This is a genomic window from Pseudorhodoferax sp. LjRoot39, from assembly GCF_964253035.1.
GTDB lineage: Bacteria > Pseudomonadota > Gammaproteobacteria > Burkholderiales > Burkholderiaceae_C > Pseudorhodoferax.
Genome location: NZ_CAXUQL020000001.1, coordinates 531,232 through 544,293, shown reverse-complemented (window position 1 = coordinate 544,293; position 13,062 = coordinate 531,232). Strand labels below are relative to the sequence as shown.

Annotated in this window: 13 protein-coding genes; 9 read left to right on the top strand and 4 right to left on the bottom strand. The window is 70.5% G+C overall.

The window, feature by feature from the left end; all coding sequences use genetic code 11:
- Positions 1 to 57 precede the first annotated feature (57 nt).
- The 7 genes from ACSQ4M_RS02540 to ACSQ4M_RS02510 all read left to right on the top strand — a co-directional run bounded on the left by ACSQ4M_RS02540 (position 58) and on the right by ACSQ4M_RS02510 (position 7,846).
- Positions 58 to 1,308: a THUMP domain-containing class I SAM-dependent RNA methyltransferase gene (locus tag ACSQ4M_RS02540; protein ID WP_436188108.1), complete on the top strand. Its 1,251-nt coding sequence runs from the start codon at positions 58 to 60 to the stop codon at positions 1,306 to 1,308.
- Positions 1,295 to 1,792 carry a putative toxin-antitoxin system toxin component, PIN family gene (locus tag ACSQ4M_RS02535; RefSeq protein ID WP_436188107.1) on the top strand — a complete coding sequence of 166 codons (498 nt, stop codon included), beginning with the start codon at positions 1,295 to 1,297 and terminating at the stop codon, positions 1,790 to 1,792. The genes ACSQ4M_RS02540 and ACSQ4M_RS02535 overlap by 14 nt, the downstream gene beginning before the upstream one ends.
- Positions 1,793 to 1,897: 105 nt before the next feature.
- The gene (locus ACSQ4M_RS02530; RefSeq protein WP_436188106.1) at positions 1,898 to 2,761 is read left to right on the top strand and encodes a UPF0149 family protein; all 864 of its coding nucleotides are present in this window, start codon (positions 1,898 to 1,900) and stop codon (positions 2,759 to 2,761) included.
- Positions 2,762 to 2,834: 73 nt separating this feature from the next.
- Positions 2,835 to 4,241 carry a class I SAM-dependent methyltransferase gene (locus ACSQ4M_RS02525; protein WP_436188105.1) on the top strand — a complete coding sequence of 469 codons (1,407 nt, stop codon included), beginning with the start codon at positions 2,835 to 2,837 and terminating at the stop codon, positions 4,239 to 4,241.
- Positions 4,242 to 4,249: 8 nt separating this feature from the next.
- Positions 4,250 to 5,692 (top strand): sensor histidine kinase, encoded by a 1,443-nt coding sequence (locus tag ACSQ4M_RS02520; protein ID WP_436188104.1) that lies wholly within the window; start codon positions 4,250 to 4,252, stop codon positions 5,690 to 5,692.
- A gap of 13 nt (positions 5,693 to 5,705) precedes the next feature.
- Complete coding sequence (locus ACSQ4M_RS02515; RefSeq protein WP_436188103.1) at positions 5,706 to 6,872, top strand: response regulator; 1,167 nt, start codon at positions 5,706 to 5,708, stop codon at positions 6,870 to 6,872.
- Entirely contained in the window at positions 6,869 to 7,846 is a 978-nt protein-coding gene (locus ACSQ4M_RS02510) for a response regulator (RefSeq protein ID WP_436188102.1), read from the top strand. Before ACSQ4M_RS02515 ends, ACSQ4M_RS02510 begins: the two co-directional genes overlap by 4 nt.
- 95 nt (positions 7,847 to 7,941) lie before the next feature.
- Here ACSQ4M_RS02510 and ACSQ4M_RS02505 read toward each other — a convergent pair whose 3' ends face one another.
- Together ACSQ4M_RS02505 and ACSQ4M_RS02500 are read right to left on the bottom strand one after the other, a co-directional pair.
- The gene (locus ACSQ4M_RS02505; RefSeq protein ID WP_436188101.1) at positions 7,942 to 8,727 is read right to left on the bottom strand and encodes a transporter substrate-binding domain-containing protein; all 786 of its coding nucleotides are present in this window, start codon (positions 8,725 to 8,727) and stop codon (positions 7,942 to 7,944) included.
- A 40-nt stretch (positions 8,728 to 8,767) separates the two neighbouring features.
- Entirely contained in the window at positions 8,768 to 9,592 is an 825-nt protein-coding gene (locus ACSQ4M_RS02500; RefSeq protein WP_436188100.1) for an isocitrate lyase/PEP mutase family protein, read from the bottom strand.
- Positions 9,593 to 9,696: 104 nt separating this feature from the next.
- Between ACSQ4M_RS02500 and ACSQ4M_RS02495 the strand changes: the two genes are divergently transcribed.
- The gene (locus tag ACSQ4M_RS02495; protein ID WP_436188099.1) at positions 9,697 to 10,251 is read left to right on the top strand and encodes a histidine phosphatase family protein; all 555 of its coding nucleotides are present in this window, start codon (positions 9,697 to 9,699) and stop codon (positions 10,249 to 10,251) included.
- 12 nt (positions 10,252 to 10,263) lie between these two features.
- On the opposite strand, the gene ACSQ4M_RS02490 is transcribed toward ACSQ4M_RS02495, so the two are convergent.
- Positions 10,264 to 11,073, bottom strand: coding sequence for a crotonase/enoyl-CoA hydratase family protein (locus tag ACSQ4M_RS02490; RefSeq protein ID WP_436188098.1), 810 nt, complete (start codon positions 11,071 to 11,073; stop codon positions 10,264 to 10,266).
- A gap of 40 nt (positions 11,074 to 11,113) precedes the next feature.
- A complete protein-coding gene (locus tag ACSQ4M_RS02485; RefSeq protein ID WP_436188097.1) occupies positions 11,114 to 11,968 on the bottom strand; it encodes a 3-hydroxybutyryl-CoA dehydrogenase in 855 nt (284 codons plus the stop codon).
- A 92-nt stretch (positions 11,969 to 12,060) separates the two neighbouring features.
- Between ACSQ4M_RS02485 and ACSQ4M_RS02480 the strand changes: the two genes are divergently transcribed.
- Complete coding sequence (locus tag ACSQ4M_RS02480; RefSeq protein WP_436188096.1) at positions 12,061 to 13,059, top strand: GMC oxidoreductase; 999 nt, start codon at positions 12,061 to 12,063, stop codon at positions 13,057 to 13,059.
- The last annotated feature ends 3 nt before the right edge of the window (positions 13,060 to 13,062 follow it).

The following is a 13,062-nucleotide window of genomic DNA, read 5'->3' as shown; positions in this document are numbered from 1 at the left end:
GCTGTGCAAGCCGACCTTGTGCTTGGCACGCGGCGCGCGGCGCCATGGAGCACTGAAATGCAAAACCTGCGCTTGTTCCTGCCCTGTGCGGCAGGTGTCGAAGCCATGCTGGCCGACGAGGCCGCGCGCATCGCCGGCGCGCCCGTCCAGGCCCGCCGTGCCGGCGTTCGGCTGACCGCCTCCTGGCGCGACGCCATGCGGCTGAACCTGCACAGCCGGCTGTGCCAGCGCGTGCTGATCGAGTTGGCCCACGGCGACTACCGCCAGGAGCAGGATCTCTATGCGATCGCCTCCAACGTCGCCTGGGAAGCCTGGTTCACGCCGCGCCAGAGCTTCAAGATCGAACTCACGGCGCAGCACAGCCCGCTGCAGAGCCTGAACTTCGCCGCGCTGCGCATCAAGGACGCCATCGCCGACCGCTTCCGCGACAAGACCGGTTCGCGGCCTGACGTGGACACGCGCTTTCCCCAGGTGCGCGTCTACGCCCACCTGACCACCGACCGGCTGCAGCTGTACATCGACAGTTCCGGCGAGCCGCTGTTCAAGCGCGGCTGGCGCGAAGACAAGGGCGACGCCCCGCTCAAGGAAACCCTGGCCGCCGCCATGCTCGCGGCCAGCGGCTGGGACGCCCAGACGCCGCTGTACGACCCCTGCTGCGGCAGCGGCACCATCGCCATCGAGGCCGCGCAGATCGCCTGCGGCATCGCGCCGGGCCTGAACCGGCGCTTCGGCTTCGAGCGGCTGGCGCCGTTCCAGGCGCATGTCTGGGCTGCACTGCGCGAGGACGCCCAGGCCGCCCAGCACGCCCCGACGACCACCGTGTTCGGCAGCGACGTGGCCCACCGCATGGTCGACTTCGCGCAGCGCAACGCCCAGCGCGCCGGTGTCGCCGCGGCCGTGCAGCTGCGCGGTGGCGACGCGCTGCAGCGCATGCCCCCGGCCGAGGCCGGCACCATGCTGCTGAACCCGCCCTACGGCGAGCGCATCGCCGTGGCCGGCGTGGCCGGCAGCCGGCTCGGACAAGCGCAGCGTGGTGGCCGCGAAACCGCGCAGACGGACGACGGTGGCGACTTCTTTCCGCAGCTGGCCACCCACTGGAAGCGCAACTACGCGGGCTGGACGGCCTGGGTGCTGACGCCGGACGCCAAGCTGCCCAGCCGCATGCGCCTGAAGGAATCGCGCCGCGTGCCGATGTGGAACGGGCCCATCGAATGCCGTCTGTTCCGCTTCGAGCTGGTCGCCGGCTCGGCACGTGGTGCGCCTGCCGCAGCCGCCCCGCCTGCGGCCGAGGGCCATGACGCCAGCTGAAGCCGGCCGCGCCGTGGTGCTGGACACCAACGTCGCGCTGGACCTGCTGCTGTTCCAGGACCCCCGCACCGCGGAGCTGCAACAAGCGTTGGCGCAGGGCCGCCTGCACTGGCTGGTGCTACCCGGCATGCGCGCAGAGTTCGCGCGCGTGCTCGACTATCCCCACCTGCTGGCCTGGCGTCACGCCCATGGCCGCTCGGCCGAAGCCGTGCTCGCGGCCTTCGATGCGGCCAGCCGGACCGTGCAGGCCGTGCCGTCGGTGGCCGTGCGTTGCAGCGATCCGGACGACCAGCCCTTCATCGATCTCGCCGTCGCCCACCGCGCCCTGCTGCTGAGCAAGGACCGTGCGGTGCTCGCCACGCGCACGCGGCTCGCGGGCCTGGGCGTCGACGTTCTGCAACAGTTGCTTACCAAGCGTCATGCAGGCGCTGCGCTACACGGTGTCGAGGACGCTGCGAAGCTGGCACACTGCTCCTACATGTAAGCATGCGCAACGCGCATGCGGCATGCGTTGGGTTCATGAGACCCGGCGCTTTGATTTCGCCCACTGCCAGGCAGTCGTTGCCTGGGCGGTGCGGCCTGGACCAAGATGACCCTACCCGCCTCCGCCCCTGCCGCTCCTTCGCCTGCATCCGCGCTCCAGCCCGAGGACTTCGACCAGCTCGACGCCTGGCTCGACACCCTGCGTGAGCAGGACGTCGAGGCGCCGCAGTGGGAGCTGTGCGAGGGCTTCCTGGCCGCGCTGGTGTGCTGCCGCAGCCCCGTGGCACCGAGCGCCTACTGGCCGGTGCTGTTCGAATCGGACAAACCGCTGGAAGAACTGTTCCCGGACGCCGCCGTGCGCGCGCAGTTCGAGGCCCTGTGGACGCGGCGCTGGCAGGAGATCGCCACCGCGCTGGACGCTGAGGTCCAGCAGCTGGACGACGAACGTGCCTACTGCCCGCAGGTGCTGGACGTGCGCAGCGCCATGGCCCAGCTGGAGCCGAAGGAGCGTGCCGAAGCCCTGGGCCTGCCCGATGCCGACGAGGCCGCGCTGGCCGAGGCACTGGCCCAGTTGCCCTCCTTCGCCCAGCTGTGGGCGCTGGGCTTCATGCTCGTGGTGGAAAGCTGGCCGGACGAATGGCTGGCGCCCAGCCGCGAGAAGGACATCGCCAGCACCATCGACGAGGCCCTGGGCAACGTGGCCGCGCTGTGCGAGGACGACGAGGGCCCCCTGGAGGTGTCGGCCTACGTCGGCGACGATGGCGAGCAGGGCCCGCCCAGCATGTCGGCCGACCGCCTGGAGTCCTTTGGCGAAGCCGTCTGGGCCGTCTACGACCTGCGTGCCACCGGCCTGGCGCTGGGCCCCCGCGTGGCGCAGGTGCGCCACGACCAGCCCCAGCCGGGCCGCAACGATGCCTGCCCCTGCGGCAGCGGCAAGAAGTTCAAGAAGTGCCATGGCGCGGCCGACTGAGCGCTGCCGCCTGCTGCCCGCGCGCTGAGGTGCGCGCACCGTTTCGTCTTCTCCGCCTGCCGAGGTCTGCACCGTGCTGTCTCCCCGTGCCATCGATGCCGTCATCACCTTCCGCAACAGCCAGGGCGAGGTCGTCCGCGGGGTGTTGACCAACCACCAGCGGCGTTCGCTGGTGATGGAGGTCTACAACCCCTATTCCATCGTCCAGGTCAGCGAGGTGCTCAGCGAGCTGACCGTGCGTGCGGGCGAGCGGCCGGTTTACCGCGGCAAGGCCGTGGTGGTGAGCCTGCTCAACACCGGGCTGATGGCAGTGGTCTCGGTCACGCTGATCGACGAGTGGGACGAACTGGCCGTGCTGGGCCACGACCCGGCCTCGTTCTCGCAGCAGGCCAGGGCCTTCGTCGACGAGTGGAACCAGCGCTTCCACATCGGCGAGTCCTACCAGGTCGCCGTGAGCGAGTTGCGCGCCTACCTGTCCGATGTGTCGCGCTGGGTCGACCAGGCCGACATGTCCGCCACGCTGCCCAAGGACGCCGAGGGCAAGCTGCGCAAGGACGTGTTCTTCGAGATCGCCGAGCCGCTGATGCTGCGCACCCGCGACTACTTCGACCGGCTCGAAGAAGTGGCAGGCGCGGTGCCTGCGCCGCTGCAGACCAGCCACCGCAGCTTTGCGCAGACGGCGATCCACCCGCTGATCCTGCGTGCGCCCTTTGTCTACCGCACCTTCGCCAAGCCGCTGGGCTATGCGGGCGACTACCAGATGGTCAACCAGATGCTGAGCGATCCGCGCGACGGTGCCAGCACCTACTTCCAGATCATCAACACCTTCTTCTTGAACGCGCCGGTGGCCACGGCCCACCGCAACCGTATCGACATCCTGGTGGACAGCCTGTCAGCCCAGACCGAACGGCCTGGCAACGAGGGACCGGTGCGGATCCTGAACGTGGGTTGCGGCCCTGCGGTCGAGATCCAGCGGCTCATCGCGCAGCATCCATCGCCCGAGCGCTTCATGTTCACATTGATGGACTTCAGCGAGGAGACGCTGGCCTATACGCGGTCCATGATCGACCAGGCCTGCGCTCGACGCGGTGTGCGCGTCGAGGTGGAGTTCGTCCATGAGTCTGTCCACAACCTGCTCAAACGCAGCTCCGGCGCACGCCAGTTGCCCGAGGCGCCGTTCGATTTCGTTTACTGTGCAGGGCTCTTCGACTACCTGTCCGACAAGGTGTGCAACCGCCTGCTCGAGTACTTCATCGGCCGCACGCGCCCCGGTGGCGAGGTGCTGGTGACCAATGTGCATGAGCGCAACCCGGACCGCAATGTGATGGAGCATGTGCTGGAATGGCACCTGATCTACCGTGACGAAGCTGGGATGCGGGCCGTGGCACCGGAGCGCGCAAGCGTCGAGCAGCTGTGGACTGACACCACCGGCGTGAACGTCTTCATGCGCCTGGCCGCGCTGCCTGCCCCTGCACATTGAGGCGCCCCATGGACGTCCCCCAGCTGACCACCGTGCTGAAGGCCGACTACGAAACAGAGTTGTCCGAGTTCCGCCTGGCCTACAGTCGCGCAGGCTGCATCGTGGCGTGCGTGCTGGTTCCGGGCGGTGTGGGCCTGGACATGGCGTTCTATCCTGATTCCGTGCTGCGCCTGGGCATGGCGCGTGGCCTGACGACCGTGTTGTTGGGCGGGTTGCTGGCGTTGCTGTACTCGCGCTTCGCCGACAAGTATGTTCGCGTCCTCACGGTGGTGTGGCTGCTGTTGCCGCAGGTCATGATCGTCTGGATGATCTACCAGACCGACGGGGCTGTGTCTCCCTACGTGTTCGGGCTCAGCCTAGCCCTGTATGCGTCCGGCATTGTCATGCCGATTGGTCTGATGCAGTCGGTCGGTCTGGGTGCATTCACTTGCCTCGCCTATTTCCTGGCGGGCCTGCTGCATGTGCATGCTCCTGTGCCGGGAGGTGCACTCGTCGGCAACACCATCTTCCTGCTGTTCTCGGCAACGGCTTCGTCGGTTTGCACGGTCTTCAACGAACGCGCCAGACTCAAGCTGTTCGCGCTGCAGCGCGAGGTGGCGGAGAAGAACGCCTCCTTGCAGAGCACCAACCAGGCCCTGGCCCAGATCAAGGGCATGATGATGCAGCAGGAGAAGATGGCGGCCCTGGGCACGCTGTCGGCCGGGCTGCTGCACGAGGTCAACAACCCCGTCAACTACAGCATGATGGCGCTCAACATGGCGCTGATGGACCCGGCCGTGGCCGCCAGCGCCGACCTCAAGGAAAGCCTGACCGATGCCAAGGACGGCATGCTGCGCGTGCAGAACATCGTGACCGATCTCAAGACCTTCGCCTACCAGAAGCCAGGCGGCGACGGCGAGCGCATCTTCCTGTTCGAGAAAGCCCTGCGCTCGGCGCTGCGGCTCACCGGCTTCGAACTCAAGGGCGTGGCCATGGACACCCAGCTGCCGCTGGACACCCATGTGCGTGGTGACGAGCCGGCCGTCATCGGCGTGCTCGTGAACCTGCTCGGCAATGCGGCGCTGGCGCTGCACAAGGCAGCACAGAGCCGTGCAGGCCTGGCGCCGCAGATCGTGGTGCGGGCCGAGCGCCAGGGCGCTCGCCTGTTCGTGCACGTGCGCGACAACGGCACCGGCATCGCGCCGGAGAACCTGGAGCGCGTGTTCGAGCCCTTCTTCACCACGCGCGAAGTGGGCCAGGGCCTGGGCCTGGGCCTGGCCGTCTGCTATGCCATCGTGCAGCGCCACGGCGGCCTGCTGACGGTGGCCAGCGAAGAGGGCGCCTGGACCGAATTCAGCTTCGACCTGGCGCTGGCCACGGCCGATGCCGCCACCGAGCCGGGTGCCGTACCTGCCGCCACACCGCCACCACCCACGCCGCTGGGCGCGTCGGCCGGCGCCGTCCCGGCCTGAGGCACCGCCCGCTATGCACGCCGCGCCCCTGGAACCGGAAGCCGACACCGTCCTCGTGGTCGATGACGAGGCGCTCGCGCGCAAGTGGTTCAGCCGCACCTACGAGAACGAGTTCCGCATCGAGACCGTGGCCAGCGTCGACGAGGCGCTGCAGCTGCTGGACCGCAGCGGCCACCGCATCGCCGTGGTCGTCACCGACTACCGCATGCCGCAGCGCACCGGCCTGGAGCTGCTGCAGGAGCTGCAGCGCCGGCACCGGCACCTGGTGCCGCTGTTGTGCACCGCCTACGCCGACACCGACCTCGCGATCGCGGCCGTCAACGAAGGCCGGGTGTTCCGCATCCTGCAGAAGCCGCTGGAGGAGGCGGCCGCGCGCCAGGCGCTGCGCGAGGCGCTGGCCTGGCACCGCCACCGCATGCGCGAGAGCGTGCTGCATGAGAGCCGCGTCATGGCCATGCGCGAGACGCTGGGCTTTCTCGCGCACGAACTCAACACCCCGCTGGGCACCGTGCGCGGCTACATGGCGGCGCTGCGCGACCGCTACCAGGCCCAGGCTTCGGGCGAGGGGCGCGCGGTCTTCAACGAGCACCGCGCCGGCGAGGTGATCGCCGCGATCGATTCGGCCGAGCGGCGTGCGCTGTACTGCCAGTCGCTGGTCGCCAGCTTCGTGCAGTCCGCGCGCGACGCCCTGCCGGGTGCCGTGGAGCCGCCGCTGTACGCCGGCGCGCTGGCCCGCGCGCTGCTGGCCGAGTACCCGTTCGAGGGCGAGGAGCGCGACTGCGTGGCGCTGGACCCGCAGCAGGATTTCCGCCTGCCCGGCCGCCGCGACCTGCTGTACCTGGTGTTGTGCACGCTGACCAAGAACGCGCTGCTCGCGCTGCGCGGCGTCGCCAGGCCGCAGCTGTGCATCGAATTCGGCCAGACCCCGCAGGCAGAGCTGCCGCGCCATGCCTGGATCCGTTTCATCGACAACGGCTGCGGCATCGCACCCGACATCCTCGCGCGGCTGACGCTGGAGCCGCTGACCACGCGCGCTGCCAGCGGTGGCAACGGCATGGGCCTGGTGTTCTGCCGGCGCGTCGTCCAGGCCGTCGGCGGCGGCATCGCCATCCACTCCGAACCCGGACAGGGCTGCACCGTCACCCTGACCTTCCCGAGCACCGAGGACGCCAGAACATGAGCAAGCAACCCCAGAAAATCCTGTACGTGGACGACGAGACCATGGCGCTGAAGTACTTCGAGCGCCTCGTCTCCCCCCTGGCCCCGGTCCTCACGGCCGCCTCGGTCGAGGCCGGCAAGGCCATGCTGGCCCAGCATGCCGACGAGATCGCCGTGCTGGTGTCCGACCAGCGCATGCCCGGCGCCTACGGCAACGAGCTGCTGCGCTACGCGCACGACAACCATCCCAACATCGTGCGCATGCTGACCACGGCCTACTCCGAGCTCGGCGAGGCCATCGAGGCCATCAACTCAGGCCACATCTACCGCTACATCACCAAGCCCTGGGATCTGGAGAGCCTGCGCGCCGACCTCAAGAACGCGCTGGAACTGGCTGCGCTGCGCAGCGAACGCGACATGCTGCTGCGCGAGAAGCTCATGGTGCAGCAGCAGCAGTTGCTGGCCGAGCGCGTGACCCAGCTGGTGGTGGCCTGCGCCGGCTTCGTGCGGCCCGACCATGCGCAGCGCGTCGAGGCCTTCCTGCAGTCCGCCAGCGTGTTGGATTGCCGGACGCCCGCGATCGACTGGCACAGCACCGACCACGCCGACCTGATGCAGGCCGAGACCGCGCGCAGCATCGCCATCGGCACCGAACTGGCGGCCTGGGGCCGCTGGTTCGCCGACCAGGGCAGTGCGCGCCCGCCGTTGGCGGTGCTCGACGAAGCGCTGGCCGGTGCCTCGGAGATCCATGAGGGCAAGCTGATCGTGCGCGACCGCGCCGCACTGGTCTGGCCGCTCGAAGCGCCGACGGCGGCGCCTGTCACCGCGGCCGGCACGGCCTGGCTGGCCTGGCTGCTGTGGACCGAGGGCAGCGCCACGCTGCAGCCGCAAGGCGAAGGCCGCTGGCTGGTGGTGCCGCAGGCGCTGGCGGCACCCGAGAGCCTGCGCCGCGACTGGATGGCCGCGGCCATCGAGCGCATCGAGCGGGCTGACTGACGCCGCGCGCGGCGAGCTCGCTGGGGGGCCGCCGGCGGCGTTCCAGCCGGCTGCGCCGGGCGCCTACGCGCCGCGGAGCTGTCGATGTCGGCGGGTCACTTCAGCCACTTCGCCGCGGCATCGCGCACGGCGCCGCGGCTGTCCACGAGCTCCCAGGCGAAGCGCAGCACGCGCAGGTAGTCCGCGTCGTCGGTCGGTGCCATGAAGCCCAGGGTGTTGACGGGCGTCAGCGGTGCGTCGATGAAGGCCGCGTGCAGCCGCGGGTCCGTGCGTGCGTAGTGCAGCGCCTCGTAGGTCTCGGTGATCATCACGTCGCCCTTGCCCTCGGCGATCAGGCCCGGGATCTCGGCGTTCTTGTCGTGCGTGCTGACCTGGGCGGCCGTGAGGTTCTGCAGCACATAGGCTTCGTTGGTGCCGCCCGGGTTCTTGACCACGCGCACGCCGGGCTGGTTCAGGCTCTCGCGCGTGCGGAACCTGTCCTTGTCGGCCGCGCGCACCAGCGCCACCTTGCCGAAGGGCGCGTAGCCCGGCAGCATGTCGACCTGGCGTACGCGCGCCACGTTGCGCGTGATGCCGCCCACGGCCACGTCGAACTTGTCGGCCTGGATGTCCTTCATCAGGTTGGGCCAGCTGGTCGCCACGTACTCGACCTTGGCGCCGAGCTCCTTGGCCATGGCCTCGATGAGGTCGATGTCATGGCCGCTGTAGCCGCTGTCGGTCTTGATCGCGAAGGGCCGGTAGTCGCCGGGCGTGCCCACGCGCAGGGTCTTGCTCTCCAGGATCTTGTCGAGCCGGGGACCGGCCTGGGCGGTGGCGAAGAGGGCGGAAGCGGCCAGCAGGGCCGCGCCGACAAGGGTTTGCGTCAAGGTCGTGCGCTGCATGGGTGTTCCTTGGGGATCGAGCGGCGCATCGTAGCGGGCTTCAGCGGTGGCCGAACAGCCCGTTCAACTCGGCGCCCGAGGCGGCGCCTGCGAAGCCGTCGAAGCGGCCCTGCTCGGCCAGGTCGCGCGCCGCGCGCATGAAGCCGCCCCAGGCCGCGCGCGCCAGGCCGCCGCCCACGCTGACGCGGCGCACGCCCAGCGCGGCGATCTCGGCCATGCTGAGTTCGAAGGTACCGCCCACGAGCAGGTTGACCGGCTTGGGTGCGACAGCGGCCACCACGGCCGCGATCTGCTCGCGCGTGCGGATGCCGGGCGCGTACAGGCAGTCGGCACCAGCCGCGGCGTAGGCGCGCAGCCGGGCCAGCGTGTCGTCCAGGTCGGGCCGGCCGACGATGAAGTTCTCGGCGCGGCCGACCAGCAGCGTGTCGCCGCCGGCCGCGTCGATGGCGGTGCGCGCGGCGGCCAGCCGTGCCACGGCCACGTCCAGCGGGTACTGCGGGTCGGCCGGGTTGCCCGTGCCGTCCTCGATCGACAGGCCGGCCACGCCGGTGGCGACGGCCAGGCGCACGCTCTCGGCCACCTGCGCGGGCGTGTCGCCGTAGCCGTCCTCGAAGTCGGCGTTCACGGGCAGGTCGGTCGCGGCCACGATCTCGCGCAGGTGGGCCAGCACGGCATCGCGCGGCATCGCGCCGTCGGCTTCGGCCTGGGACCAGGCATGGCCCGAGCTCGTGGAGGCCAGGGCCTGGAAGCCCAGGCTTTCGAGATAGCGTGCGCTGCCGCGGTCCCAGGGGTTGGGAAGCACGAAGCAGCCCTCGCGGTGCAAGGCATGGAAGGCGGCGCGTTTGTCGAAGGTGCTGCGGGGCATGGGTGTCTCCAGGTGTGGGCAAGGGCTTTGCAGGCCGACGGGCGTGGCGCGGCTATGGTCGCAGAACGCGGTCCGGCACGGGCCGTCTTTCCGGAAGGGCTGCCATGCACCGACGACATCTCACCGCGGCCGGCGTCGTGCTGGCCATCGCGGGCCTGCCGGCGCTGGCGCAGCCCTGGCCCGCGCTGGGCCCGGACGGCATCGTGCTGTTCCGCCATGCCGACGCCCCGGGCACGGGCGATCCACCGCAGTTCCGTCTCGGCGACTGTGGCACGCAGCGCAATCTCGGCGAGCGCGGACGCGTGCAGGCGCGGGAACTGGGCGCGCGCTTTCGCGCCCGGAACATCGCCGTGGGCCAGGTGCTGAGCAGCCAGTGGTGTCGTACGCGCGACACGGCCGAACTCGCCTTTCCGGACCGCGTGCAGCCGGCGCCGGCCTTCAACTCCTTCTTCAACGAGGACGCGGCCCAATCCGCGCGCCAGACGACGGCGGCGCGCGCCGTGCTGGCGGCCTGGCGCGGGCCCGGCGTGCTGGTGGTGGTCACGCACCAGGTCAACATCACGGCACTGACAGGGATCTTCCCGGCCTCGGGCGAGGGCGTCGTGGTGCACGTCACGCCCGCGGGTGGAGTGGCGGTCGTGGGGCGGCTGCCGCCTTGAAGGTGGAGGTGGCTACCTGCCGCTGAACCGCGCCGTGCGCCGCTCCACGAAGGCGCGCACACCCTCCGCCGCATCCTCGCTGTTGGCCAGGCCCTTCTGCACCGTGATGAACTCGCCGACCGCCGCGGCCACTCCTTCCTCCACGGTCTTGCGCACCGACAGCCGCGTGGCCACCACCGCCAGCGGCGCCTGCGCCGCAATCGCCTCGGCGATGCGCAGCGCCTCGTCCAGCTGCGTGCCCGCAGGCACCACCTTCTGCACGAAGTTCAGTCGCAGTGCCTCGGCCGCGTCGAACACGTCGGCCGTCAGCAGGTGCAGCAGCGCGTTGCCGCTGCCGGCGCGCTCGGCCATGCGCAGCGTGGCGCCGCCCGTGGCCATGATGCCGCGCTGCACCTCCAGCTGCGAGAAGCGGCAGTCGTCGGCCGCCACCACGATGTCGGCCGCCAGCATGAGCTCGATGCCCAGCGTGTAGGTGATGCCCTGCACCGCCACCACCATGGGCTTGGTGCGGCGGCGGTACTGCGGCATGCCGAGGTCCACCGGGTCGACCAGGCCATCCGGGAAGGCCTTCTCGCCGCGCTGCATCAGCGGCGCGAAGCTGGGCAGGTCCAGCCCGGCCGTGAAGTGCGCGCCCAGCGCGTGCAGCACGCCCACGCGCAGTGCGGGATCGTCGTCCAGCCGGGTGTAGGCCAGCGCCAGCTGGTGCTGCATGGCCGGCGTGAAGCCGTTGCGCTTGGCCGGGCGGTCGATGCCGATCAAGAGGATGTGGCCGCGCTGCTCGGTCACGATGCGGCCTTCGGCCGGGGTGCTGGTCTCCGTCATTGGGGGTCTCCTTGGACCCCCATTCTGGGCCGCTATCGGCTCAGTACGTGTATACCCCGCGACCCGTCTTGCGGCCCAGGCGGCCGGCGGCCACCATCTCCTTGAGCAGCGGGCAGGGGCGGTACTTGCTGTCGCCGTACTCTTCCAGGTAGACGTTCATGACGGCCAGGCACACGTCCAGGCCGATCATGTCGGCCAGCGCCAGCGGGCCGATGGGCTGGTTGCAGCCCAGCTTCATGCCGGCGTCGATGTCCTCGGGCGTGGCCAGGCCCTCGGCCAGCACGAAGAAGGCCTCGTTGATCATGGGCACCAGGATGCGGTTGACGACGAAGCCCGGCGCGTTCTTCACGGTGATGGGCGACTTGCCCAGCGCCAGCGCCAGCGCGTGCACGGCGGCATGGGTCTCGTCGCTGGTCTGCAGGCCGCGGATGATCTCCACCAGCGCCATCATGGGCACGGGGTTGAAGAAGTGCATGCCGATGAACTTCTCGGGCCGGCCGGTGGCCGCCGCCATCTTGGTGATGCTGATCGAGGAGGTGTTCGACGCGATCAGCGTCTCGGGCGGCAGCACGGCCTCGGCCTGCTTCAGGATCTTGAGCTTGAGCTCGTAGTTCTCGGTCGCGGCCTCGATCACGAGTTGTGCGGCTGCCAGGTCGGCGTAGTTCGTGCTGGTCTTGATGCGGGCCAGCGCGGCGTCCTTGTCCGCGGCGGTGATCTTGTCCTTCTTGATCAGCCGGTCCAGGCTGCCGGCCACGGTGGCCAGGCCTTTGGCAACAGCCGCATCGGAGATGTCGACCATGACGACGTCGATGCCGCTGGTGGCGCAGGCCTGGGCGATGCCGTTGCCCATGGTGCCGGCGCCGATGATGCCGACGGTGCGGATGGGGGTGCTCATTGGTAACTCCTGGAGGTGGGGAAAGAAGGGTGGGCTGCGGTATCGTGGCCGCGTCGAAGGCAGGCGGGGCCTGCTGCGTCGCAGCATCATAAATGTTCGATTTCGCGGTTGTGGGAGGTGGTGCCACGGGCTACGGCCTGGCCTTGCGGCTGGCCGCGCAAGCCGCCGTGCAGGTCGCGCTCATCGAGGCCGGCCCGTCCTGGTCGCGGCGCCGGCCGCGCCCGGCCTGGCGCTGGACGACGGTGGCGCAGCCGGGGCTCAATGGCCGCGCCATCGCGCTGGTGGCCGGCAAGGGCCTGGGCGGCGCGGCCGCCTGGGGCGGGGGCGCCGAGCCGCCGCCCGCGCCCGGCAATCTCTCGGTGTTCACCGACGCGCTGGCCGTGCGCGTGCTGCTGCTGGGCCGGCGCGCCACGGGTGTGGAGTTCCACCGTGCCGGCCTCGTGCAGCAGCTGCAGGCCAGCCGCGCCGTCGTGCTGTGCGCCGGCGCGCTGCAGTCGCCACCGCTGCTCATGCGCTCGGGCATCGGGCCGCATGCCGAGCTGGTGGCCGGCAACGTGGCGACACGGCACCACCTGCCCGGCGTCGGCCAGGGCCTGCAGGTGCCCGTGCACGTCGCCGTGCCGCTGCGGCGCGCGGTGCTGGCGCTGCACCGCCCGGCCGAAGCCGTGCACCTCGTGCTGGAGCAGCCCGCCAGCCGCGGCCGGCTGCGCCTGGAGGGCAAGGACCCTGAGCTGCCGCCCCGGCTGGACCCGGACCTGCTCAGCCAGCGCGAGGACCTGGAGGCGCTCATGCAGCAGGCACGCCAGGTGCTGGAGGGGCTGGGCCGGCGTGCCGCGCGTCCCTGGGCCGGCCCGCTGTCCGCGCTGGCGCTGGAGCGCCTGCTGCGGGAACGGGCCGAGCCCGGGCCTGGCATGGCCGGCGGCTGCCGTCAGGGCGATGGCCCGCTGGACGTGGTCGACGCACAACTGGCCGTGCGCGGCATCGCGGGCCTGTACGTGGCCGATGCCTCGGTGCTCGCGCAGCTGCCGACGGACGGCCAGGCCGTTGCCGCGCTCGGCGCGCAACTGGCGCAGCAGCTGTTGGCCGGCTGATGG